The organism is Streptomyces sp. NPDC104313 (assembly GCF_055583985.1).
On record NZ_JBVJMW010000003.1, the window covers coordinates 391687 to 414473 of the forward strand.

Sequence of the window (22787 nt, forward strand, 5' to 3'; positions counted from 1 at the left end):
CCCGTTCCCGGAGCGACGCTTCCCGTCCCCGTGCCGGGGCGCCCCGGAGTTCGCATTCAACGGCTCCGGCCGCCACCGGGCACGCCGACGCGGGAGAACGGGTGACGGGTGCGGTCCGAGACCTGCCCGGGGTACGGCCGGTGCCCGCTCGGGGCTTGGCCCGTGGGCTGCTCATGGGGGCTTCTCCTGGGGGTGTCCCCACCCCGGTCGGGCGGGCCGGGCGGGCCGGGCGCGGAGGGTCCGGAGGATGCAGGGGACTCCAGGGGGACTCCAGGGGGACGCCGGGGGACGCCAGGGGATGCGGGAGGGTGCGGGATGGTGTCATAGCGGCTGATTCCGGGGTGTTCCTTGCTATACACGAGCGATGGAGTACCCCGGGACCCTCGTCCTGATCATGGCCCTGGCGGTTCTCGCTCCGCTGCTCGGTTACGCGACCGGGCGGTGGCTGCCGGTCCCCGTCGTCATCTTCGAGATCGTGCTCGGCGTCCTGGCCGGGCCCCATGTGCTCGGCTGGGCCCATCACGACCAGGTCATCGACACCCTGTCCGACCTCGGGCTCTCGATGCTGATCTTCCTGGCGGGTTACGAGATCCGGTTCGCCGAGGTGCGCGGCTCCACCCTGCGCCGGGCCGGCGGGGCGTGGGTTCTCTCGTTCGCCGCCGGGCTCGGCGTCGCGCTGCTGCTCAGCGGGGCGGACCTGGCGAAGAGCCTGGTCATCGGCACCGCGCTCACCAGCACGGCGCTGGGCGCGGTGCTGCCGATCCTGCGGGACTCGGGGCGGCTGGAGGGGCGGTTCGGGTCGGTGGTGATGGCGTTCGGGTCGGTCGGGGAGTTCGGTCCGATCATCGCGATGGCCCTGCTGTTCAGCGGCCGGAGCCCGGGTGCGGCGGGCGCGGTGCTGGCCGTGTTCGCGGTCGTCACGGCGGGCGCGGTGTTCTGGGCGATGCGGCCCCGGCCGCCGTGGTTCGCCCGGCTCATCGCCGTGACGCTGCACTCCAGCGGCCAGTTCGCGGTCCGCTTCGTGATGCTGCTGCTCGCCGGGATGCTGGGCCTCGCCCACGTCTTCGGCCTGGACACCCTGCTCGGCGCGTTCGCCGCGGGAATGCTGACCCGGCTGGTCCTCCAGGGGGCGGTGCCCGAGCGCAGCGACGCGATCCTGGAGCGGGTCGAGGCAATCGGCTTCGGCTTCCTCGTGCCGTTCTTCTACATCGTCACGGGCATCGACTTCGACCTCGCGGCGCTCCTGGACGGTGGACGCCCGCTGCTGCTCCTGCCGGTCTTCCTGGTGCTGTTCCTGCTGGTGCGCGGGGTTCCGGCGTATCTGCTGGCCCCGCGCGACCTGACGGGGCGCGCCTCGCGGTCGGCGCTCGGGCTGTTCGCGTCCACCTGTCTGCCGCTGGTGGTCGCGATCACCGCGATCGGCCTGGACGAGAAGGTGATCGGGGCGGGCGAGGCCGCGGCCCTGGTCGCCGCCGCGATGGTGTCGGTGCTGGTGTTCCCCCTGCTGGCGTTCCGGCTGCTGCGGCGGGAGGAGGGCGACGGGGGCAGGGCCGTTCCGGGCCGGACGGCGGAGAGCGGCGAGGCGTGGTGAGGTCCCGTGCCTCCTGGGGCACGCGCCGGTAGGCCTGCCCGAACGCTCGGGCCGCGAGAGAGGGCCTGCGGGGGCCCGGTGGTGCGTCACCCGAACGGCTCGCTCCTCTGCGAAGCCGGAGGTCAGGCCACAGGGTGAAGTCCATGTGGTCCCGCCGACTCGTCCTGGGCGCTCTGGCCCTGCCCCTGGCACTCCTGGTGTTCGGGGACGGCCCGGCGTTCCACGCGCCGGGGACGGAGCTGGCCTCCGGACCCCGCCCGCCGCGCGGACTGCCGCAGCCGGCCGTCGTCAGCCGCCGGGAGTGGCACGCGGACGAGCACCTGGTCCGGGAGGGGCCGCACTACACGGGCGCGGCGCGGGCGGTGTTCGTCCACCACACCGGCAACCCCAGCGGCTACGACTGCGCGGACGCCCCCGACCTGATCCGGGCCGTCCAGAGCGACCACATCCGGCAGGACGGCTGGGACGACATCGGCTACAACTTCCTCGTCGACCGCTGCGGCACCGTCTACGAGGGCCGTGCCGGCGGGGTCGGCCGCTCGGTCCTCGGCGCGCACACCAAGGGGTTCAACACCGACACGGTCGGCATCGCGGCGATCGGGAACTTCGGCGCGGGGGCCGAGGTGCCCGAGCCGATGATGGACGCGCTGGTGAAGCTCGCCGCCTGGAAACTGCGGCCCGGGGCGGACCCGCTGGGCACCGTCGACCTGGTCTCGACGAACGACGAGAGCCGCTTCGACGAGGGCCAGGTGGCCCGGCTGCACGTCATCTCCGGCCACCGCGACAGCTTCGAGACCCGCTGTCCGGGCGACGCGCTCCACGGGCTGCTGCCCGAACTGCGCGAGCGCGTCGCGAAGCTGCGTGCCGCCGCCCCCGGGCACTCGGCGACGGCCCGGCTGCGCCCGTACTTCTGACCCTCGTGGGTGGGACTACCGGGAGACGAACTGCGCGAGTATCCCCTGGACCTCGTAGATGTCGACGCCCTTGGTGAACGTCTTCCGGAGCGGCACCGGGTTGCCCGAGACCCAGATGTTCAGCTCGGCTTCGAGGTCGAACGTCCCGGCCGTCTCCACGGAGAACTGGGTGATGCTGCGGTACGGGACGGAGCGGTACTCCACCTTCTTACCCGTGATGCCCTGCTTGTCGACGAGGATCAGCCGGCGGTCCGTGAACAGGATGCTGTCGCGGACCAGCAGATACGCGGCGTGGATCTGCTCGCCCTGCCCCAGCAGCCGCGCGTACTCCTGCTGGGCGGTGGCCGGGTCGATCGTGTGGGCGTTGCCGAACAGCGACATGGGTCCCCGTCTCTCGTGGTGTCGTGGTGCAGTGGTGCCGTGCGAAACGTACGTGCGGAGGCCGGACGTACATACGTACAGAAGTACGCGCGGGGCGGGATCTTGGTTCCCTCGGGCTCGGGCGCCCGTGGCGGAGGGCCGTCGCCCTACAGCGGGACGACCGTCGCCTCGGTGGCCTTCACGCTGGTCCAGACGGTGCTCCCGTCGGCGATCCCGAGGTCGGCGGCGGCCCCCGGGGTGATCTCCGCGACCAGGTCCGGGGCCTCGGCGGAGGTGATCAGCAGCCGCAGCCGGCTGCCGACCGAGGTGATCTCACGGACCGTGCCGGGCCAGACGTTGCGCGGGCTGCCGGTGGGCCTCTCCCGGTGTACGGAGACGGCTTCCGGTGCGATGACCGCGAGGGCGTCCGTGCCCGCCGGGAGGGGTTCGGCGACCACGAGGTGTCCGCCGCCCTCCGGGGCCAGGCCGTCGGCGGTGGCGGTGCCGGGCCAGGCGTTGCGGCCGAGCATCCGGGCCACCCACGGCGAGCGCGGGTGCCGGGTGACCTCGGCGGGCGGCTCGTCCTGGAGGACCCGGCCGTCCTCCAGCACCAGGACCCGGCCGGCCAGAGAGAGGGCCTCGACCGGGTCGTGGGTGACGATCAGGCAGACCCCGCCGAAGTCCGCCAGGTGCCCGCGCAGGGTGTGGCGTACCCGGGACCGGGTCGTCTGGTCGAGGGCGGCGAGCGGTTCGTCCAGCAGCAGGAGGCGGGGGCGGGCCGCCAGCGCGCGGGCCAGGGCGACCCGCTGGGCCTGGCCGCCGGAGAGCTGGGAGGGCTTCCGGTGCGCGAGGTGGCCCACCCCGAGCCGGTCCAGCCAGCCCTGGGCCTCGCGTCGGGCCTCGGCCCGGGGCGCGCCGTGGGCGCGGAGCCCGTACGCCGTGTTGGCCAGGGCGCTCAGGTGCGGGAAGAGCGCCCCGTCCTGGGGCACCCAGGCGACGCCCCGGCGGTGCGGGGGGAGCCCGGTGACGTCGCTGTCGCCGAGGCGCAGGGCGGCGTGTGCGCGGGGCGTGAGGCCGAGGAGGGCCCGCAGGAGCGTCGTCTTGCCCGCGCCGTTGGGGCCGACCACCGCGATGGTGGTGCCGCCCGGGGCGTCCAGCGTGAGGTGGGTGAAGCCGGTGACGTCGGCGTGCAGTGGCCAGGTCTCGGACGGCGCGGGCGTCTTCGTCGTACGGGGAGCCTTCTCCGTACCGCCGGCCCCGTACGAGTCCGTACCGCCGGGCAGGTACGAGCCGGTCGCCTCGTCCGTACCTTCGGAGCGGTCGGGAACGGACCGGCGGTCGGGGTCCCGGTGGGCGCCCGGGGTGCCGGTCCAGCGGCCCCGGAGCGCGATCAGGACGGCCATCGCGATGGCCAGGAGCAGCAGGGACACCGAGGTGGCGGCCTCCGGCGAGTCCTGGAGCAGCAGATAGACCTGGAGCGGCAGGGTCTGCGTGGTGCCGGGGAGGTTCCCGGCGAAGGTGATGGTCGCGCCGAACTCGCCGAGGGCCCGCGCCCAGGTCAGGGCTGCTCCGGCGATCAGCCCGGGGGCGACCATCGGCAGCGTCACGGTGAGGAACACCCGGACCGGCGAGGCCCCCAGCGAGGCCGCGGTCTCCTCGTACCGGGGGCGCAGCCCGCCGAGGGCACCCTCCAGCGAGATGACCAGGAACGGCATCGCGACGAACGTCGCCGCCAGTACGGCCCCCGAGGTGTGGAAGGGGAGCGTGATGCCGAAGGTGTCCTCCAGCCAGGGCCCGAGCAGCCCGCGCCGCCCGAACGCCAGCAGGAGGGCGACGCCGCCGACCGTGGGCGGCAGGACCATCGGCAGCAGGACCAGCGAGCGGAGAAACGCCTTGCCGGGGAACGGCACCCGGGCCAGCAGCCAGGCCAGCGGCACCCCGAGCAGCAGGGAGAGCCCGAGCGCCCACAGGGAGACCAGCAGCGAGAGCCGCAGCGCCTCGGTGGTGGCCTCGGCGGTGAGGTGGGCGCCGAGCTCGCCCCAGGAGGTGCGGACCAGGATCCCGGCGAGCGGCAGCATCAGGAACGCCACGGCCAGCAGGGCGGGCACCGTCAGCAGCAGGGGTGGGCGGGCCCCGGAGGCGCGGCGGCCGGGACGCTTCATCGGTGACCTCGTCGGGCTCGGAGTGCGGTGCCGGCAGGCCCGTCGGATCGGTCGCCACGGGCCTGCCGGGGTGGTGCGGTCACGGCTGCTGGAAGCCCGCCCCCCGAAGGATCTCCTGCGCGGCGGGCGTGGAGAGCCAGGCGACGAACGCGGCGGCGGCCTCGCTGTGCTTCGAGGTCTTCAGGGTGGCGGCCGGGTAGGAGGCGATGGCGTTCTCCGCGTCCGGGATCTCGATCGCGTCGACCTTGTCGGTGGCGGCCCGGGCGTCGGTCTTGTAGACGAGCCCGGCGTCGGCCTCGCCGAGCGAGACCTTGGACAGGACCGCGCGGACGTTGGGCTCCTGGGAGACCGGCTTCACCTCGATCTTCTGCGCGTCGAGGATCTGCGCGCTGTAGCGGCCCACCGGCACCTCGGGGGCGGCCAGGACGACCTTCAGCTTCGGGTCGGCGAGGTCCTCGATGCTCTCGACCTTCTCCGGATTGCCCTCACCGGTGGCGATGACGAGGCGGTTTTTGGCGATGACGGTCGGCTTCCCGGTCTCGCCGGAGAGGCCGTCCATCGTCTTGGTGTCGGCGGTGACCAGCGCGTCGGCGGGGGCGCCCTGCTTGACCTGTGCGGCCAGTTCCTGGGAGCCCGCGAAGGAGAACGTCACCTTGCCGCCGGGGTTCTCCTTCTCGTACGCGGCTCCCGCGGCCTTGAAGACGTCGGTCAGGGAGGAGGCGGCCAGCACGGTCAGGTCGGCCGCGGGGGTGCCCGTCGCGGCCCCCGAGCCGGGGCCCTCGCTCTTGCCCTTGGCCGAGCCGGAGTCGTCGCCGCAGGCGGCGAGCGGGATCAGGAGGGCGGTGGTCAGGACGGCGGCGGCCGCACGGCGGCGGTTGATCGACAGGGACATGTGGGTGGGCTCCTTGGATGCTCGTCGTCGGCCGGGTCTCAGACGCGGTCGATGTGCACGTTGGTCGACTTCACCCGGGCGGTCGCCCGCATGCCGACCTCGAGCCCCAGCTCCTCCACCGCCTCCCGGGTCAGGAGCGAGACGAGCCGGTGCGGACCGGCCTGGATCTCGACCTGGGCCGCGACGTCGCCGAGCTTCACCGCGGTGACGATGCCCGGGAACGCGTTGCGGGCCGAGGTGTACCCGGCCTCGTCCTCGCCGCCCGTGCCCTGGCCGACCTCGATCGAGAAGGCGGCCAGCGCGCGGCCGTCGATCAGACGGCGGCCGGCCTCGTCGCGATGGGTCGCGACCCGGCCGGCATCCGCCCAGCGGCGTGCGGTGTCGGGGCTGACCCCGAGAAGTCGTGCTGCCTGACCGATTGTGTAGGACTGCATGTGCGACACGCTAGGCCAATCGGGCTGGCATTTACCATTCTCCGGACGATGATCCATCGCAACTGCGGGAGGTCTCGGAGGAACGTACGGGGGGCGGGCACGAGGTCGCGCCGGGTGCGGCCACGAGGTCGCGGCGGGTGTGTGTACGGGCCGTGCCGGGCACGCGTACGGGCCGCGCCCGTTTTCCGGTCGCGGCCCGTACGGTGTGACGGCCCCGGGTCAGGTCGCCGGGCTCGACGCCGGCATCTCGCCCTCGGTGGTGGTCACGTCGATCACGGTGAACGTGGCGCCCTGCGGGTCGCTGAGCGTCGCGAACCGGCCGAACGGACTGTCCGTCGGCCCGTACCGCAGCGCCCCGCCGCGTTCGGTCGCCTTCGCCACGGCGGCGTCGCAGTCCGGCACGGCGAAGTGCACGTTCAGATACGCGGGTACCTCCGGCGGGAAGTCGTCGCCCATCGCCATCCGGCCGAGGACCGTCTTCCCCTGGACGTCGAACATGGTGAAGTCCATCGACTCGTCGTCGAACTTCCGCACGGTGTAGGGGAAGACCGACGGGTAGAACGTGTCCACCTTCTTCGGATCCCGGGTGAAGATCTGGCCCCAGCAGTACCCGCCGGGAGCGCCCATCTCCGTCTCGAACCCCTCGTGGCTCCCGGCCTGCCAGATGCCGAAGACGGCCCCACCGGGGTCGCGGGCCAGTGCCATCGTGCCGAAGTCGCCGACCCGCATCGGCTCCATCAGTACTTCGCCGCCGTTCGCACGGACCTTCTCCGCGGTGGCCGCCGCGTCCGGCGACGCGAGGTACAGGCACCACGCCGACTGGCCCTCCGCGCCCGGCATCGGGGGGACGACGGCCGCCGCCGCCTTGCCGTTCGCGTACGCCTGCGTGTAGTTGCCGAACTCCGACGCACTCTCGCCGAACGTCCAGCCCAGTACGTCACCGTAGAAGCTCCGGGCGCCCTCGACGTCGGCGAACATGGCGTCCGCCCAGCATGGAGTGCCCTCAGGTTGTACAGCCATGGTCCCGGTCCTTCCCTGGAGTCCCTGTCTCGGCCCCGCCCGTACGGGCCCCCGCCCGCACAGCCAACGCTAGTCAGCCGGAGCCCGGTCCGCGCGTCGGGCGGAGTCCGGGAGAAGGGGAGACGGCCGAGGAGGTGCCGGTCCGGTGCCGGACGGGCACCTCCTCGGCGACGTGGTCCGCGCAGTCGGGGTTCTCGCAGGGCCCCGCGCGCCAGACGGGGACGAAGATCCCGAGGGACTTGTGGCGGTGGACCTCGGAAGGGACGGGTTCCTTGCAGGTCGGGCACATGAAAGCGGCCCGCTGCCGGGTGTCACGCTCTTTGCTGGCCATTTACTCACGATAGGCGGCGCAGGAGATTTCGGAAAGTCTTTCCCTTTGCATGGCCGGGGAATGGTGTTGCTTTCCGTGACCCTACTCGCCCGTATCGGTGTCGGACGCGTCCGTGGAGTCCGGGCTTTTCGCCGGACGGCGCATGCTCAGAGTCACCGAAACCGCCAGAATGACGACGATCACCGCGAGGCTCACCGGCGACGGAATCTCCGGGACCGAGGTGCTGATCATCTTGTGGGAGGCCTGGAGGATGAGCTTGACCGCGATGAAGGCGAGGATGACCGCCAGCCCGTGGCTCAGGTAGCGGAACCGGTCCAGCAGCCCCGCCAGCAGGAAGTACAGGGCCCGCAGCCCCAGGATCGCGAAGGCGTTGCTGGTGTAGACGATGAACAGGTCGTCGCTGACCGCGAGCACCGCGGGCACGCTGTCGACCGCGAAGACCAGGTCGGCCGTCTCGATCGCGGCGACCACCGCCAGCAGCGGGGTGGCGACCCGCCGCCCCTCCTCGCGGACGACGAAGTGCGTCCCGGAATAGTGGTCCTGGACCGGCATCATTTTCCGCAGCAGCCGCACCGCGAAGCTTCTGCCCGGGTCGAAGTTCTCCTCCTGGCCGCTGAGGATTTTATAGCTGCTGTAGAAAAGGATCGCGGCGAAGAGGAACAGGACGAAGGTGAAGCGGTTGACCACCGCGACGCCGAGGGTCAGGAACACCGCGCGGAACACCAGCGCGCCGATGACGCCGAAGAAGAGCACCCGGTGCTGATACTCCCGGGGCACCTTGAAATACGCGAAGATCAGCGCGAAGACGAAGAGGTTGTCGACCGAAAGGCTCTTCTCCAGCAACCAGGCGGTCGTGTACTCCGTTCCGGCGGTGCTCCCGAGGGTCAGGAAGACGACCCCGCCGAAGACCAGCGCGAGGCCCACCCACAGCGCGCTCCACAGCCCGGCCTCCTTGAAGCCGATGACATGCGCCTTGCGGTGTGCCAGGAGGTCGACCGTCAGCGAGACGACGACGGTCACGGCGAACACGATCCAGAGCCACACCGGTACGTGCACGCCGGAGTCCTCCCACTCGGGTTTCTACGAGTGTGACCCGCCCGCTCCGTCGCCGCCCGCCGGAGAGCGCCGGGTGGCTGCCGCGACCGAGGCCAGCAGTTCCGCGTCGAGGAACGAGGGGTCGGCCAGCCGGGTGGCGGCGGCGTAGGAGTTCAGCAGCGCCTTGGTGACCCGCAGTGCGGCCTCCGGGCGGCGGACCACCGGCTTCGCCCAGGCGGCGACCGCGGCGTCCAGCTCCGCCTCGGGCACCACGCGCTGGAGCACCGACAGCTCGCAGGCCTCGGCGGCGCCGAAGGCCCGGCCGGTGAGGATCAGCTCGCGGACCCGGGCCGCGCCCACCTCGTGGATCAGCCGGGGCAGCAGCCCGCCCCAGGCGGTCGGCAGCCCGAGCGCCAGCTCCGGCAGCCGGAAGGAGGCGGTGTCCGCGCCGACCCGCAGATCGCAGGCGAGGGCCAGCGCGAACCCAGCGCCGACCGCCTTGCCCTGGACCCGGGCGATGGTCACCGCCCGGCCGCCGGAGATCGCCTCGCAGACCCGGCGGGCCTTCTCCCCGGCGACCCGGATGCCCCGGCCGGCGGGATCCTCCTCCAGCCACGACGCGAACTCGGTGCGGTCCCCGCCCAGGCAGAAGTCGTCCCCCGCGCCGCTGAGCACCAGCACCCGCACCTCGGGGTCCGGGGCGGCGACGATGTCCAGCAGCTCGTCGAGCATCGCCTCGGTCACCGCGTTGCCGGTCTCCGGCGCGTGCAGCTCCACCTGGAGGACGGGTCCCTCGCGCCGGGTGCGTACCGTCGCCGAGCGGCCACCCGGGCTGGGGAACTCGGGGAGCGGGAGCCTCACAGGGCCACGCCCAGGGAGGTGATCCGTCGGAAGACCATCCGGGGGGCGTACACCGGCCGCGAGACGGTGTGCAGGGTGGGGAAACGATCCAGCATCCGCGCCAGCAGCGTCCGCGCCTCCAGTTTGGCCAGCGCCGCGCCCAGGCAGTAGTGCACCCCGCCGCCGAAGGTGAGGTGGCTGCCGCCGCGCAGAATGTCGAAGTGGCCCGGATCCGGGTTCCGCCGCGGATCGTGGTTGGCCGCCCCGTACAGGACGTGGATCATGCTGTCCTTCTTGATCGGGACCCCGGCCAGGACGGTGTCCTCGGCGGCGATCCGGGTGTTGATCTGGATGGGCGGGTCGTGGCGCAGGACCTCGTCGACGGCCGCGTCGATGTGTTCCGGGTACTTCCGCAGCCACGCCCACCGCCCGGGCTCGGTCAGCAGGGAGGTCATCGAGGACAGCAGTGTCGCGGTGGTCTCCAGCGAGGCGATGGTGACGAACATGGTGAGCCGGTAGAGGATCTCGTCCGCCCGGTCCCGGTCCGGCTCCATCGCGTCCCACGTGTGGATCCAGCCGGTCAGCACGTCGTGGCGGGGCTCCGCCCGACGGCGGGCCACCAGATCGGTGAAGTAGGCCCGCAGCCGCAGGGTCGCCTCCGCGGAGACGGCGAGCTGCGATCTGGTGGGGAGCAGTTCCTGGGCGAACACCTGGTCGTGGGTGATCTCCAGGATGGCCGCTCGGTCCTCGGGCGGTATCCCCAGCCAGCCGCCTATGGTGCTGATCGGCAGCTGCTCGCTGACGGTGGAGACGAAGTCCGCCTCGCCCCCGCGGAGCTTCACCGCCAGCTCGTCCAGCAGCCGGTCGGCGTCGCGCTCGACATCGGGGGCGAGGCGTTCGATGGTGGAACGGTCGAAGAGGTTGCCCAGTGAGCGCCGCTGGCAGGTGTGCTCGGGGGCGTTGAGCCGGGCGAGCGTGGTGGTCATCTCCCGGGTCGCGATCGCGTCCCACTGCTTGGAGTCGTCCTGCCGCTGCTGCCAGCCGAGATCCGGGGCGAGCCAGTTGCGGCCCCGGAGCACCTGGCCGCAGGCGTCGAAGCCGGTGACGAAATATCCGTTCCACGGAGCGCGGACGACGTCACCCATCGCCCGTAGCTCCGCGAGTATTCCGTACGGCTCGGCCCGTCCTTCCGGGGAACCGAGTCTGCGGAGCAGAGCGATGACCGCGCGCCGTCCGTCGGGCGTCCTGGTTGTACCGCCAGTGATGCTCACGCAGAGTTCCTCGACCTAGGCCCGTGGTTACCGCAGTGAACCTACCCCTTCGGATATCGACGCCAAGCATCGTTCCTTGTTGCCCACGTCACATGCAATCGTCACCAAATGCCCGTTGCTGTGGGCGAATTGTCGGCCCGTGGGTCATACGCGGAACACATCGAGGAACGAACTCCACCAGCCCTTCTGCTTTTTGGCCGGTTCCTGTGCATGACGGGGTGTCACGGAAGAGGCGGAGGGCGTGTTCCGGAACGGGTCGGGCAGCTGGGCCGAGGTCGGGGCCGGGGGCTGGGTCCCGGTCCCCGTATGCCGCGCGGCCGTCGGGGTGAACCGTACGGGCAACGCCACCAGGGCCCGGTGGAAGGGGCCCGGCCGCCAGGCCACACCCGAGGCGGGTACGGCCAGCGCGAGGTCCGGGACGGTGTTGAGGATCTTCTCGATCGCGGTCAGCGCGATCAGTGTGGCGGGCGACTTGGCCGGGCACACATGCGGGCCCGCGCCCCAGGCCAGGTGCGCGCCCTTGCTCAGGGTCTGGCGGGCGTCGGTGAGCCCCGGGTCGCTGTTCGCGGCGGCGAAGCTGATCAGTACGGGGGTCTCCGCCTTCAGTACGACCCCGTCCAGCTCGATGTCCCGCACCGGGTAGTGCGTCGCGTAGTTGGCGATCGGCGGGTTGTTCCACAGGACGTCGTCCAGAGCGTCCTCGACGAGCAGCCCCGAACCGCGCCGCTCGGGCCCGCCCGGCGTCTGGCCCGCGAGCATCAGCAGCAGCGCGTTGGCGATCAGATTGCGCTCCGGCTCCACACCCGCGCCCATCAGCATCACCAGCTGATCCTTCAGCTCCTCGTCCCGCAGCCCCGCCGGGTGCTGGATCAGCCAGGAGGTGACGTCCTCGCCGGGCTGGCGGCGCTTGATCGCGACCAGCTCCATCAGGCACTCGGTCAGCTCGGCGTTGGCACGGAGCACGTCCTCGCCGTCGAAGATGGCGGACATCGAGCGGGTCAGCCGGTCGCCGATGTCGCCGGGGCAGCCGAAGAGCTGGTTGAACAGCAGCAGCGGCAGGAGCTTGGCGTACTCGTTGAGCAGATCGGCGGTGCCGCGCTCGATGAACTGGTCGATCAGGTAGTCGGCGATCCGCTCGACGTCCCTGCTCAGTCTGGAGCTGTTGAGCCGCGACAGCGATTCGGTGACCGCCTTGCGCAGCCGCAGGTGCTCCGCGCCGTCGGTGAAGAGGCAGTTGGGCCGGTACGCCATCATCGGCACGACGGGGCTGTCCATGGGGACGGCGCCCTCGCGCAGCGCCGCCCAGCGCCGCGCGTCCCGGGCGAACAGCGCCGGGTTCTGCAGCACCCGCAGCGCCGCCTCGTGCTGCACGATCAGCGTGGCGTCCACCCCGGGCGCGAGCTCGATGGGCGCGGCGGGGCCGTGCGCCCGGGCCTCGTCGTAGAAGCGGTGCGGATCGGCGGCGAACTCCGGTCCGTACAGCGACGTCTGCTGCTGGCGCATGGGGCACCCGGCGGGGGCGCTGTACGGGGTGGCTCCCGGCTGCGGGTCCATGTCGGCTTCCTCGGTGTGATCGCGGGGCCCGGTCGGCCCCGGCTCGGGGTACGTCTGGGGGTGGGTCAGGCCGCGTGCGCCAGAAGGTGGCGGACCAGGATGATCAGGGCCTGCGCGGAGGAGTTCTGGTCCCGGGCGTCACAGAAGACGACCGGGGTGTCCGGCAACAGGTCGAGCGCCTCGCGCAGTTCGTTCTCGGCGTGCTGCGAGTACGGGTCGAAGCTGTTGACGGCGACCGCGTACTCCAGCCCGTACGTCTCGACCAGGTCGATGACGGGAAACGTGTCGGCGAGCCGCGCCGGGTCGACCAGGAGCAACGCGCCCAGCGAACCGCGCGCCATGTCCTCCCACAGCTCCACGAACCGCTGCTGGCCAGGCGTGCCGAACAGGTACAGCACCAGTTCGTCGCTGAGCGTCAGACGCCCGAAGTCCAGGGCGACCGTCGTCGTCGTCTTGTCGGGGGCACCACGCAGATCGTCGACCTGGGCCGCGGCCTGGGTCATCCGCTCCTCGGTGCGCAGTGGCGTGATCTCGGACAGTGTGCCGATCAGCGTCGTCTTGCCCACGGCGAAATGCCCGACAACGAGGATCTTCGCCGCGCGCTGCACCGCGTCCGGCACATAGATGCTCTCAGCCGAACCGGACTTGGAGTCCATGCAACACCTCTTCGAGGATCTTCCTGTCAACGAGCTGGGCCGGCGGCGGTGCCTTCCGGCGCAGCAGGTGTCCCTGCTGGTTTAAATCCTGGAGCAGGAGGCGGGCCACCCCGACCGGCAGGCCGAGGTGACCGGCGACCTCGGCCACCGACAGATAGCCGCCGGAGCACAGCTCCCAGATCGCCTTGACCTCGGGGCTCGGGCTGGGCGGCGGCTGGCGGTCGGGGGCGAGGGTGATCAGGGTGAGGAGGGAGAGGTCGTCCGCGTCGGGCAGCCCCCGCCCGCCGGTGATGACGTAGGACCGGACGAACCCGCTGCTGACCTGCTGCTCCTCGCCCGGCGCCGTCATATTTCGCTGCCCGCGTTCTGGCGGGGCGGCGTGGTCATCGCCTTCCCCAGTGCGTGGACCTGCTGCTGCATCCGGAAGGACATCGCCTCCATGTCCACGTCGGCGGCGGCGGTGGCGGCCAGGTAGGCGCCGGTGCCGGCGGCGATCAGGAAGATCCAGCCGTCCTCGTACTCCAGGAGCGTCTGCCGCCAGCGGCCCGGCTCACGGGTTCCGATGAAGGGGGCGACGGCCCGGCTGAGGGACTGCATGGAGCTCATCGCCGCGGCGACGGTCTCCGCGTCGTCCCGGCCGATCTCGCTGGAGTTGGCGAGCAGCAGGCCGTCGGCGGACACCAGGATCGCGTGCCGGGCGCCGGGTACCTGGAGCAGGTCGTTGAGCACCCAGGACAGATCGGGGTTCACTGGAACTCGGGTCCTTCCGTCGTCGTGTCGCGTCCGGACCGGGTGCCGCGTTGGAACGCGCCCAGTCGGGAGGCGGTCTCCTCGTTGCTGCGCACGGGCTCCGGTTCCGCCGAGGGCACCGCGGAGACCGGGCTCTTACGGCGACGCTTCGGCAGTCCCCCGGCGGTGGCGGTGATCTGGGCCAGCTGCTGGGTGGCGGTGTCGGGCTGCTGGGTCGGCGGGAAGAGCGGGGTGGGCGCCGGAGCCTGGGCCAGCCACTGGTCCGGCTGCCGGACCTGCGGCGTGTGGGGAAGGTCCGCTTCGGGTGTTTCGGCGGGCGCGGCGGCGGGCGGCGCCTCGGTGGTGAGCAGTTCGTCAGGGATGAGGACCACCGCGCGTACGCCTCCATAGGGGGAAACGGAGTCCACCGAGACCCGGAAGCCGTAGCGGGCGGCGAGCATCCCGGAGACGGCGAACCCGAACTGCGGCGGGATGCCCAGGCTGGAGACGCTGATCGCGGCCCGGGGGGAGAGGAGTGTCGCCGCGCGGTCCTTCTCCTCCTGGCCCATGCCGAGGCCGGCGTCGTCGACGATGAGGCAGACGCCCGTGGGCACCGCCTGGATGTTGATCTCGACCGGGGTGCCGGGGGCGGAGTAGTTCGTGGCGTTGGCGAGCAGCTCGGCGAGGACCACGGCGACGGGTTCGACGGCCCGGCTGACGACGGAGAAGTTGACCTGGCCGTTGACCCGGACCCGGTCGAAGTGCCGGATCCGTCCCTGTGCGCTGCGGGCCACGTCGAAGACGGAGGCCACGGTCTCGCGCCGGCCGAGCCAGCCGCCGCAGAGTACGGCGATGCCCTGGGCGCGTCGGCCGAACTGGCTGTTGGCGTGGTCCATGGCCATCAGGTCGGCGAGGATCCCGGGGTCGTCGCCGTACTTGCGCTGGGCCTTCTCGATCACGACCTGCTGTTCGTCCGCGAGGCCCTGGAGGGTGCGGACGGCCGCCTTGAGGACGGCCTTGGTCTCCTCCTCGGCGTCCTTGCGGACCTCCGCCAGTTCGGTGGACTGACGCTGGAGCAGACCGTTGTGGACGACGTGGAGTTCGTCCCGTTGGTGCAGGAGCGCGTCGCGCTCCTGGCGCAGCTCGGCATGGTGTCTGCGGAGCTTGACGTTGGTCGCGCGAGCCCGAAGAACGGCACCCGCGGCGACCAGTGCTACGACAACCAGCGCCCAGATGACTGGGCCCTGTGGAAATGTCATGAGACTCACTTCAAGTGCCATGGCGGAAACGGCTTGACACCCCGTCAGGCGGCACGCAGTCAGGGCTGGTTCGCCACGACCGTGCGCCGCTTCGGGAGGTGCCCCTCCGAAGGTGGGGCCGAGGATTTCATCCCTCCCGGAATGCCCCCATACGCCATCAGCCCACTGGAAGTAAGATGATCTTATCATCGGCCGACCCTTGAAATGTCAAGGCCGCCACGCCAGTTGCCAGTCGCCTCACAACGTTCACATTGCGGAGACATCGAGGACGGCACCCTGTCGTCGGGCGGCGGGGGTCGGGCCCGGTCGCCGCGGGGCTCGCCCGTGCCTGGGCTCCCGTCCGTCGGGCCTGGGCTCCCGTCCGTCGTTCACGGCTCCCGTCCGTCGGGCCTGGGCTCCCGTCCGTCGTTCACGGCTCCGGTTCGCCGCTCCCGGGCTCCCGTCCGTCGATGTCCCGGTGGGTGGACGTGTACGGTCCGCTCACGGCGACGGACCGGCCGGTGCCGGGCCTGCCGGTGGCCGCCACACCCGGCCTCGGCCCGTCACAGGGTGACCGGCGTCCCCGATGGCAGCCGTGCGCACCGGCGGCAGGCGCGGGCCGAGCCGGCGACGACCCCGTGGGAGACGGCGGCCAGCGCGCAGGCCGCCGCCGTCAGGGTCCAGTTCTCGGCGAGGACGGACGCGGTGGCGAGGGCCAGGGTGGCCACGGCCATGGACACGCTCGCGGCGGTGCCCGTCCAGGCGACGGTGAGGGGCAGCCGGTGCGGAACGGGAAACCGGCGGGCCAGTACGCCGGTGACGGCCAGGGCCCCGGCGGAGAGCAGGACCGCCGCCCCCGCGACCGTGGCCAGATGGGTGGCGAGCAGGTGTGCGGCGCGGGGCACCCCCGCGGTCTGCGGGACCCCGGTGCTGCGCACCAGGAACCAGCAGGCCAGCAGGAACGGGGCGCTGAGGGCGACGGCGCGGGCGGTGTGCCGGGCCTGGGCGATGGTCAGTTCGCGCTGGAAGCTCGCGGCCAGCTCCCGCGCCGAACCGAACTCCGCCACCGCCCGGTGGAACGCCCGCTCGTACGGCTCGCCCTCGCGCGTGTACGCCGCCACGGTCTCGGTGAGCCCGTCGCGGGCCTCCTCGACCAGGCGGGACCTGGCCCGGGCGGGGCCGCTCAGCAGGGCGTCCAGCTCGGCGACGTGCTGCTCCACGAGGTCGTCGGCGCCGTCGCCGCGCGGAGGGCCGGCGGTCATGCGCCCTGTCCGTGCGGGTGCGGGTGCGGGTGCGGTGTGACGGGGTTGAGGACCGAGCCGATCGCGGCGGTGAAGTCCTGCCACGCCGTGCGCTCGTCCGCCAGGAAGAGGGCTCCCGCCTCCGTCAGTGCGTAACAGCGGCGCTTGCGCCCGCCTTCCGTCTCCCAGTCGCTGCGCAGCAGGCCGAGTCGCTCCAGCCGGTTCAGCGCCGGGTAGATGGTGCCGGTCCGCAGATCGAGCGCACCGCCGCTGCGCCGCTGGACCGCGGTGATGATCGCGTATCCGTGCAGCGGGGCCGGTTCGAGAACCGCCAGGAGGAGACCGTCCAGATGTCCGCGTACTGCATCCTGTCTCATGCGTAGGCAGGCTACACATGGTCGCCGGGAAGGGCCAGTGCTCCGATGGAAGGCCGGGCGGAAGGGTCGGACGGGAGGGTCGGCGTTCCGATGAAAGGCCGGATGGAGGGGACGGACGGAAGGGGTGGCGCTCCGGATGAAAGGTGCGGCGTCCGGGATGGATGCGTAGGCAGGCTATCTATTGAGGGCGGGATCGTGCTATTCCTGGGGCGGCACCCCATGCATTGGTAGCCAACCTATGGGTCGGGCTGTCCTCGGCCGCGCGATCCGTTGCCGTTGCCGTTGCCGTTGCCGTTGCCGTTGCCGTTGCCGTTGCCGTTGACCTTGACCTTGCCGTTGACCTTGCACGCCCCCTCGGAGGACCCGTGACCAAGCTGCTGCTCTCGCTGCACGTTCTGGCGTCGATCCTGGCGGTCGGGCCGATCACGGTCGCGGCCTCGATGTTTCCGCGCTACGCCAGACCACCGGCGCCCGGCAGCGAGGGCCCGCACGACCACGACGTCCGCACGGCGGCGTTCCTGCACAAGATCTGCCGGGCGTACGCGCTCGTCGGTATCGCCGTACCCGTCCTCGGCTTCGCCACCGGTGCGCAGATGGGGGTGCTGGGCGATGCGTGGCTGCTCGCGTCGATCGTGCTCACGGCGATCGCCGCCGCCCTGCTGATGGCCATGGTCCTGCCCGGCCAGCGCGAGCTGCTCATGGACGCGCCGGTCGCCGAAAGCCGGTCGGCGGCGGCGCGGCTCGCCATGACCACCGGGATATTCAACCTGCTCTGGGCGACGGTCGTCGTGCTGATGATCGTCCGGCCGGGGTCGACGACGGGGGCCTGACCCGGCCACCGCGTCCCGGTCCCGGCCCCGGTCCCGGCCACCGCTGACCGGGACCGGGGCGCGGCGGCCGGGACCGGCCCATGCCCTGTGGCCGCCAGGTCAGCCCGCCGTCGAGTAGCGGCCGACGGGGCGGGCCAGGCCCAGGTGACCGCGCAGGGTGGTGGAGGTGTACTCCGTGCGGAACACCCCGCGCCGCTGCAGCTCCGGGACCAGGCCCCGGGTGATCGCCGTGAGGTCGTGCGGCAGGACGGCCGGGCGGAGGCGGAAACCGTCCAGCCCGGTGGAGCGCCGGTCGAGCAGCAGGTCGGCCAGCTCGGCGGGCGTACCGGTGAAGATCTCGGCGTCGGATGCGAGTTCGGCCCCGGCCGCCTCGTCCAGCCGGGCCTTGCGCCGTGCCGCGGCGCCCGGTTCGTCGTCCAGGAGGACGACGAGGTCCGCGAAGATCCGCAGTGGGCGTTCCGCCACGTCCCGGCCGGTGCGCTCGACAGCCCGGTCGACCTGGGCGAGGATCGCCGCCGTGCCCGCCCGGTCATGCGGGGTGACGGCGACGACGTCGGAGCCGAGCGCGGCGAACTCGTACGGGACGGTGGCGTGCGCGAGGCTCACCACCAGCGGTTGGCCCTGGGGGGTGCGCGGGGTGATCGACGGGCCCTTCACGCTGAAGGCCGAGCCCCGGAAGTCGATGGGGTGGACCTTGTCCCGGTCGATGAAGCGGCCCGTCGCCGCGTCCCGTATCTCCGCATCGTCCTCCCAGCTGTCCCAGAGCCGGCGTGCCGCCTCCACCACCTCGGCGCCCTCCGTGAACAGGGCGCGCAGCGGCTCGGAGATCCGCTCCGGGTCGGTCACGTCGTCCTCGGTGAGCTGGGGTGTGGTGCGGCGGCCGAAGTGGGCGGCGTCCGCCGCGCGGGACGCTATCTGCGGACGCCAGCCGGCCCGCCCCCGGCTCGCGTGGTCGAGCGTGGCGATGCCGATGGCCAGGTGGAACGGTTCGGTGTGGGTGACGTTGGTGGTCGGGACCAGACCGATGTGCGTGGTGAGCGGAGCGAGGTGGGCCGCGAGGAGCACCGCGTCGATGCTGCCCCTGACCTGGTCGGTGCGGTCATCGGGGAGATGGAAGGCAGCGGACTGGAGGCCGAGGGCGTCCTCGATGGTGACGAAGTCGATCAGGCCGCGCTCGGCCTCGGTGACCAGGTCGGCCCAGTACGCGGCGTCGAGCAGCTCACCCGGCCGGGCGCCCTCCTCGCGCCAGGCCGCCGGGTGCCAGCCCGCCCCGTCGAGTGCGACGGCCAGATGCAGGGGGGCGGCCCCGGGGCCGGTGGCGCCGGTCGTGGTGGCGGTCGTGCCGGTCATGCGGAGCTCTCCTTGTCGTCGTGCCCGTCGCGCGGGGGCTGTCCGGGTCCGCCCCATCCGGCCGGTCGTGGCGCCCCGGACAGCCCCAGGTGGTCCCGGAGCGTGGTGCCGGTGTAGGCGTCGCGGTGGACGCCCTTCTCCTGGAGGATCGGCACCACCCGGTCCACGAAGTCGTCCAGGCCGCCCGGGGTGAGATGGGGCACCAGGACGAAGCCGTCCGCGCCCTCGGTCTGGACGAAGTCGTCCATGGCGTCGGCGACCGTGCGCGGGCTGCCGACGAACGTCTGGCGTCCGCCGACCTCGATGACCAGCTCCCGGATGGAGAGATCCCGCTCCTCCGCGAGCTTGCGCCACTGCCGGGCCGTCTCCGCCCGGCCCTTGCGGAAGACGGAGTGGCCCTTCAGGAAGTGGGCGTCGTCCTCGGGCTCGATGTCCGGCAGCGGCCCGTCGGGGTCGTACGCGGACAGGTCGCGGCCCCAGACCGCCTCCAGATGGGCGATGGCCGTCTGCGGGCTGACCAGTTCGCGGCTGATCTCCTCCGCGTAGGCGGCGGCCTCCTCGTCGGTGTCCGCGACCACCGCGTTGGCGGTGGGGAGGATCAGCAGGTCCTGGGGCCCGCGCCCGTACGCGGCGAGACGCCGCTTCACATCCCGGTAGAAGTCCCGGGCCACGTCGATCCGGTTGTGTTTGCTGAAGATGACCTCGGCGTCGGACGCGGCGAACTCCCGGCCCGCGTCGGACTCACCGGACTGGATGATCACCGGGTGGCCCTGCGGCCCGGACGGGGTGGTGAACCGGCCGGAGATGTCGAAATGCTGCCCCCGATGGGCGAAGCGGCCGGCCCCCGGGGCGATGAACTCACCCGCCGCCGCGTCGGCCTTCAGGTCGCCCGGGCTCCAGCTGTCCCACAGTTCCCGGGCCGTGGTGAGGAATTCGGCGGCCCGGGTGTAGCGGTCGGCCTCGGGGAGGAAGCCGCCCCGGCGGAAGTTCTCGCCGGTGAACGCGTCGTAGCTGGTGACCACGTTCCAGGCGGCCCGGCCCCCGCTGAGCCGGTCCAGGGTGGCGAACCGGCGCGCCACCTCGTACGGCTCGTTGAAGGTGGCGTTGACCGTGGCGGCGAGGCCCAGGTGCGTGGTGGTGGCGGCCAGGGCGCTCAGCACGGTCAGGTTCTCCGGGCGTCCCGCGATGTCCAGGTCGTAGACCTGCCCCTTGTGCTCGCGCAGCCGCAGCCCCTCGGCGAGGAAGAAGAAGTCGAACCTGCCGCGCTCGATGGTCTGCGCGAGCCGGATGAAGGAGTCGATGGAGATCTGGCTCTCGGAGCGCGGGTCCGACCAGACGGTCACGTTGTGGATGCCGGGCAGCTGCGCTGCGAGATGCACCTGTTTCTTGGTGGTGGCGGGCACGGTGCGGTCTCCTCCTGCGAAGTCCGGCGACGGGGCTGGGTGGGGTGGGTGTGTGGGTGGGGAGCGGGACGGGACGGGACGGGACGGGGATGGGGGGTGGCTGGTGACTCTCAGAGCGTGCCTGCGCGGGTGGGCCTCTGCACAGGCCAACCGCCCCTGTTTCACGCGGTGTTCATGCCGTCGCGACAGTCGCCGGGGCCTCTGCCGCTGTCGCGCCGGGCACCGGGGCGGCCGCAGGAGTGGTGGACGGGGCCGGTGAGACGTACCGCACCCGGTTCTCGAAGGTGACCCCGTGGCTCTTCACGTCGATTGCGATCCGGTCGCCGTCGGCGATCCGGAACCCGTCGTGGAAGCTGGCCTCGTCGGCGCCCAGCAGGACGTAGTTGACCAGCCCGGGCCGCCGCACGGCCGGGAAGGTGAACAGGTGGTCCGCCATGTCCCGCACCCGGTAGTAGAGGGCGTCCTCGCCGCAGTCGAACGGGCCCTCCCAGGCCGTCGCGCCGTCCCGCACGATCGTCACCCGGCCGGTCACCGTGCGCGGCGGCGGGCCGAGGAACAGCCACGGGGTGAGGGCGGTGTCGCACAGTTTGCAGTACGGGTTGTAGCCCGGGTCCTGGCGGTGCAGGCCGATGTCGCACAGGTCGTTGCCGAAGGTGTAGCCGGCGTAGTGCGGGGTGCCGTCGGCGTCGTTGACGTAGACGAGCGCGACCTCCGGCTCCTCGATGAGGGCGACCGGGCGCGCGGGGACGACCAGGTCCTCACCGGGCAGCCTCACCCAGTCGCCGAACCCCTTGAAGAACCATTTGGGCGCGGTGAACTCGCCTCCCTCCGGGGCGGTTCGGCCGCCCCACTTCTTCTTGTGCGTGCCCATGAAGCCGCTCAGCAGGGCGTTGCCCGAGGCCCCCGGCAGGAGCGGCGGCAACAGGCGCAGCTCCGGGGCCCCGGCCGTCACGACCGTGGTCTCCGCGCCCTCGACGAGGGCGGCTCGCAGGGCCCCTTCCGAGCCGTCGGTGGCGAGGAAGGCGGCGGCCACCTGACCGTCCTCGACCCGGTGGAGGGTGTGCGGCGTGCCGTCCTCGGGGCGGCCGAAACCGACGTGACGTCTGCCGTCGTACAGGGCCTCGAAGAGGACGGGGAGGTGTGCGTGGGACATCAGTGACTCCTTGAGTACGTATACGTAGGTGAGGAGAGCGAGTGAGTGAGAGGGAAGGGGAGATGAGAGGTGGGTGGGGTGGGGTGGAGTGGGGTGGGGTGGGGTGGGGTGGATCAGGCGTGCGGGGCGGGAGCGGGGACCGCGACCCCCGTCAGGTCGGCCAGGACCTCGCCGACACGGTCGACCGATCCCCGTATCCACGGCAGGGCGAGCGGGTCCGCCGCCCGGAGCGCCGTCGTGCGCCGCTCGTCGCTCTCGCCGTAGAAGTGACTGGTCGCCGCACGGATGCGCAGGCGGTGTCCGGACTCCCCGAAGGCGCTCGCGGGCAGGACGCCGACGCCGTACCGCTCGGAGAGCAGCCCGGCCAGCCCGTCCCCGTCGTGCACTCCGTGAGCGGCGGCCAGGTGCTCGCGCAGCGGCTCGAAGTCCGGGTAGAGGTAGCAGGTCGCGGCGACGGGGGCCAGCTCCGCGCCCACGGCGGTGAAGCGGGCGGCGACCGCGCGCACCACCCTCTCGTGCAGCCGCCGGCTCGCCGTGACACGCTCGACGACCTCGGGCGGCTCCCCGAACGCGTACGCGGCGGCCGTCTGCACCGGCACGGGCGGGCTCGACCAGATCTGGCTGGCGACCGCCACGAGCCGGGTGTGCAGGGCGCGCCCCAGCTCGCTGTCGGGCAGCCGGGCCACGCCGGTGCGCCAGCCGCCGAGCGCCAGGTTCTTGGTGAGCCCGGTGGTGAGGACCGTCCGCTCCGGCGCGTGCAGGGCGGGGGAGACGGCCGGCTCCGAGCCGTCGTACACCAGGTCGCCGTAGATCTCGTCGGAGACGATGACCAGGTCCAGTTCGCGGGCCGCCCGCGCCAGCCGCCGGACCGTGGCGGCCGACGCGACCGTGCCGGTCGGGTTGTCCGGCACGGTCACGACCACGGCCCGGGGGTGCTGCCCGGCGGCCCGCGCGTCGGCGACCGCCTCGCGCAGCCGGTCCGGGTCGGGCACCCCGCCCTGCCCCGGCAGGACCGGCACGGGGACGGGGCGCGCCCCGGCCAGCCGGGCCTGGGCCGCGTAGCTCACCCAGCTCGGCACCGGAACGATCACATCCCCGCCGATGGCCAGGAGCAGCGCGAACAGCAGGGACTTGCTGCCCGGGCCCGCCACGACCAGCCCCGGGTCGACGGCGAGACCGCGCCGCCCCCAGTACCCGGCGGCGGCGGTGCGCAGGGCGGCGCTCCCGGCGACGGAGCCGTACGCGTTCTCGCCGGCCGCCGCCGCGAGCCGGTCACGCAGTGCGGGCAGGACGGGCAGGCCGATCTCCCCGCCGGCCATCGACAGGACCCGCTCCCCGGCGCGGCGGCGTCGGGCCAGCGCCTCGTCGGCGGCGAGGGTCGCCGACATGGTGACCGGGGAGACCGG

The 22787-nt window shown here is 72.4% G+C and carries 24 protein-coding genes; 3 read left to right on the forward strand and 21 right to left on the reverse strand.

Annotated elements, in window-relative coordinates; all coding sequences use genetic code 11:
• Positions 1-364 precede the first annotated feature (364 nt).
• The gene (locus ACZ60Q_RS08895) at positions 365-1591 is read left to right on the forward strand and encodes a cation:proton antiporter (RefSeq protein ID WP_469630418.1); all 1227 of its coding nucleotides are present in this window, start codon (positions 365-367) and stop codon (positions 1589-1591) included.
• A 143-nt stretch (positions 1592-1734) separates the two neighbouring features.
• A complete protein-coding gene (locus ACZ60Q_RS08900; protein WP_469630421.1) occupies positions 1735-2505 on the forward strand; it encodes a peptidoglycan recognition protein family protein in 771 nt (256 codons plus the stop codon).
• A 15-nt stretch (positions 2506-2520) separates the two neighbouring features.
• Here the strand turns inward: ACZ60Q_RS08900 and ACZ60Q_RS08905 are convergent, their stop codons facing one another.
• The 17 genes from ACZ60Q_RS08905 to ACZ60Q_RS08985 all read right to left on the reverse strand — a co-directional run bounded on the left by ACZ60Q_RS08905 (position 2521) and on the right by ACZ60Q_RS08985 (position 17037).
• Complete coding sequence (locus ACZ60Q_RS08905) at positions 2521-2886, reverse strand: PH domain-containing protein (protein WP_469630424.1); 366 nt, start codon at positions 2884-2886, stop codon at positions 2521-2523.
• Between the two features lie 146 nt (positions 2887-3032).
• Positions 3033-5027 (reverse strand): ABC transporter permease, encoded by a 1995-nt coding sequence (locus ACZ60Q_RS08910; RefSeq protein WP_469630426.1) that lies wholly within the window; start codon positions 5025-5027, stop codon positions 3033-3035.
• Positions 5028-5106: 79 nt separating this feature from the next.
• Positions 5107-5919 (reverse strand): molybdate ABC transporter substrate-binding protein, encoded by an 813-nt coding sequence (gene modA / locus ACZ60Q_RS08915; protein WP_469630429.1) that lies wholly within the window; start codon positions 5917-5919, stop codon positions 5107-5109.
• 38 nt (positions 5920-5957) lie between these two features.
• Positions 5958-6353 carry a TOBE domain-containing protein gene (locus tag ACZ60Q_RS08920; protein WP_469630431.1) on the reverse strand — a complete coding sequence of 132 codons (396 nt, stop codon included), beginning with the start codon at positions 6351-6353 and terminating at the stop codon, positions 5958-5960.
• A 219-nt stretch (positions 6354-6572) separates the two neighbouring features.
• Positions 6573-7373: a VOC family protein gene (locus ACZ60Q_RS08925; protein WP_469630433.1), complete on the reverse strand. Its 801-nt coding sequence runs from the start codon at positions 7371-7373 to the stop codon at positions 6573-6575.
• Between the two features lie 73 nt (positions 7374-7446).
• Positions 7447-7704 (reverse strand): hypothetical protein, encoded by a 258-nt coding sequence (locus ACZ60Q_RS08930; RefSeq protein ID WP_469630436.1) that lies wholly within the window; start codon positions 7702-7704, stop codon positions 7447-7449.
• 81 nt (positions 7705-7785) lie between these two features.
• Complete coding sequence (locus ACZ60Q_RS08935) at positions 7786-8760, reverse strand: TerC family protein (protein ID WP_469630439.1); 975 nt, start codon at positions 8758-8760, stop codon at positions 7786-7788.
• Positions 8761-8784: 24 nt separating this feature from the next.
• On the reverse strand, positions 8785-9600 hold the full coding sequence (locus tag ACZ60Q_RS08940; protein ID WP_469630442.1) for an enoyl-CoA hydratase/isomerase family protein: 816 nt from the start codon (positions 9598-9600) through the stop codon (positions 8785-8787).
• Positions 9597-10724: a cytochrome P450 gene (locus tag ACZ60Q_RS08945; protein WP_469631276.1), complete on the reverse strand. Its 1128-nt coding sequence runs from the start codon at positions 10722-10724 to the stop codon at positions 9597-9599. The genes ACZ60Q_RS08940 and ACZ60Q_RS08945 overlap by 4 nt, the downstream gene beginning before the upstream one ends.
• Before the next feature lie 270 nt (positions 10725-10994).
• Entirely contained in the window at positions 10995-12404 is a 1410-nt protein-coding gene (locus tag ACZ60Q_RS08950) for a cytochrome P450 family protein (RefSeq protein WP_469630443.1), read from the reverse strand.
• Between the two features lie 65 nt (positions 12405-12469).
• The gene (locus tag ACZ60Q_RS08955; RefSeq protein ID WP_469630446.1) at positions 12470-13060 is read right to left on the reverse strand and encodes a GTP-binding protein; all 591 of its coding nucleotides are present in this window, start codon (positions 13058-13060) and stop codon (positions 12470-12472) included.
• Positions 13035-13409 (reverse strand): DUF742 domain-containing protein, encoded by a 375-nt coding sequence (locus tag ACZ60Q_RS08960; RefSeq protein ID WP_469630448.1) that lies wholly within the window; start codon positions 13407-13409, stop codon positions 13035-13037. Before ACZ60Q_RS08960 ends, ACZ60Q_RS08955 begins: the two co-directional genes overlap by 26 nt.
• Complete coding sequence (locus ACZ60Q_RS08965; protein WP_425977576.1) at positions 13406-13810, reverse strand: roadblock/LC7 domain-containing protein; 405 nt, start codon at positions 13808-13810, stop codon at positions 13406-13408. The genes ACZ60Q_RS08960 and ACZ60Q_RS08965 overlap by 4 nt, the downstream gene beginning before the upstream one ends.
• Complete coding sequence (locus ACZ60Q_RS08970) at positions 13807-15048, reverse strand: ATP-binding protein (RefSeq protein ID WP_469630452.1); 1242 nt, start codon at positions 15046-15048, stop codon at positions 13807-13809. Before ACZ60Q_RS08970 ends, ACZ60Q_RS08965 begins: the two co-directional genes overlap by 4 nt.
• Positions 15049-15590: 542 nt before the next feature.
• Positions 15591-16289: a permease prefix domain 1-containing protein gene (locus tag ACZ60Q_RS08975; RefSeq protein WP_469630455.1), complete on the reverse strand. Its 699-nt coding sequence runs from the start codon at positions 16287-16289 to the stop codon at positions 15591-15593.
• Positions 16286-16645 carry a PadR family transcriptional regulator gene (locus ACZ60Q_RS08980; RefSeq protein ID WP_469630458.1) on the reverse strand — a complete coding sequence of 120 codons (360 nt, stop codon included), beginning with the start codon at positions 16643-16645 and terminating at the stop codon, positions 16286-16288. The genes ACZ60Q_RS08975 and ACZ60Q_RS08980 overlap by 4 nt, the downstream gene beginning before the upstream one ends.
• Positions 16646-16881: 236 nt before the next feature.
• Positions 16882-17037: a hypothetical protein gene (locus ACZ60Q_RS08985; protein WP_469630460.1), complete on the reverse strand. Its 156-nt coding sequence runs from the start codon at positions 17035-17037 to the stop codon at positions 16882-16884.
• On the opposite strand from ACZ60Q_RS08985, the gene ACZ60Q_RS08990 reads away from it, so the two are divergent.
• Positions 17011-17475 carry a hypothetical protein gene (locus ACZ60Q_RS08990; RefSeq protein ID WP_469630462.1) on the forward strand — a complete coding sequence of 155 codons (465 nt, stop codon included), beginning with the start codon at positions 17011-17013 and terminating at the stop codon, positions 17473-17475. The two genes, ACZ60Q_RS08985 and ACZ60Q_RS08990, sit on opposite strands and share 27 nt — an antisense overlap.
• 99 nt (positions 17476-17574) lie before the next feature.
• Here ACZ60Q_RS08990 and ACZ60Q_RS08995 read toward each other — a convergent pair whose 3' ends face one another.
• The 4 genes from ACZ60Q_RS08995 to ACZ60Q_RS09010 all read right to left on the reverse strand — a co-directional run bounded on the left by ACZ60Q_RS08995 (position 17575) and on the right by ACZ60Q_RS09010 (position 22769).
• The gene (locus ACZ60Q_RS08995) at positions 17575-18825 is read right to left on the reverse strand and encodes an LLM class flavin-dependent oxidoreductase (protein WP_469630465.1); all 1251 of its coding nucleotides are present in this window, start codon (positions 18823-18825) and stop codon (positions 17575-17577) included.
• Complete coding sequence (locus ACZ60Q_RS09000) at positions 18822-20228, reverse strand: NtaA/DmoA family FMN-dependent monooxygenase (protein WP_469630468.1); 1407 nt, start codon at positions 20226-20228, stop codon at positions 18822-18824. Before ACZ60Q_RS09000 ends, ACZ60Q_RS08995 begins: the two co-directional genes overlap by 4 nt.
• Before the next feature lie 172 nt (positions 20229-20400).
• A complete protein-coding gene (locus ACZ60Q_RS09005; protein ID WP_469630470.1) occupies positions 20401-21381 on the reverse strand; it encodes a fumarylacetoacetate (FAA) hydrolase in 981 nt (326 codons plus the stop codon).
• A 113-nt stretch (positions 21382-21494) separates the two neighbouring features.
• Positions 21495-22769, reverse strand: coding sequence for a pyridoxal phosphate-dependent aminotransferase (locus ACZ60Q_RS09010; RefSeq protein ID WP_469631279.1), 1275 nt, complete (start codon positions 22767-22769; stop codon positions 21495-21497).
• Positions 22770-22787 lie beyond the last annotated feature (18 nt).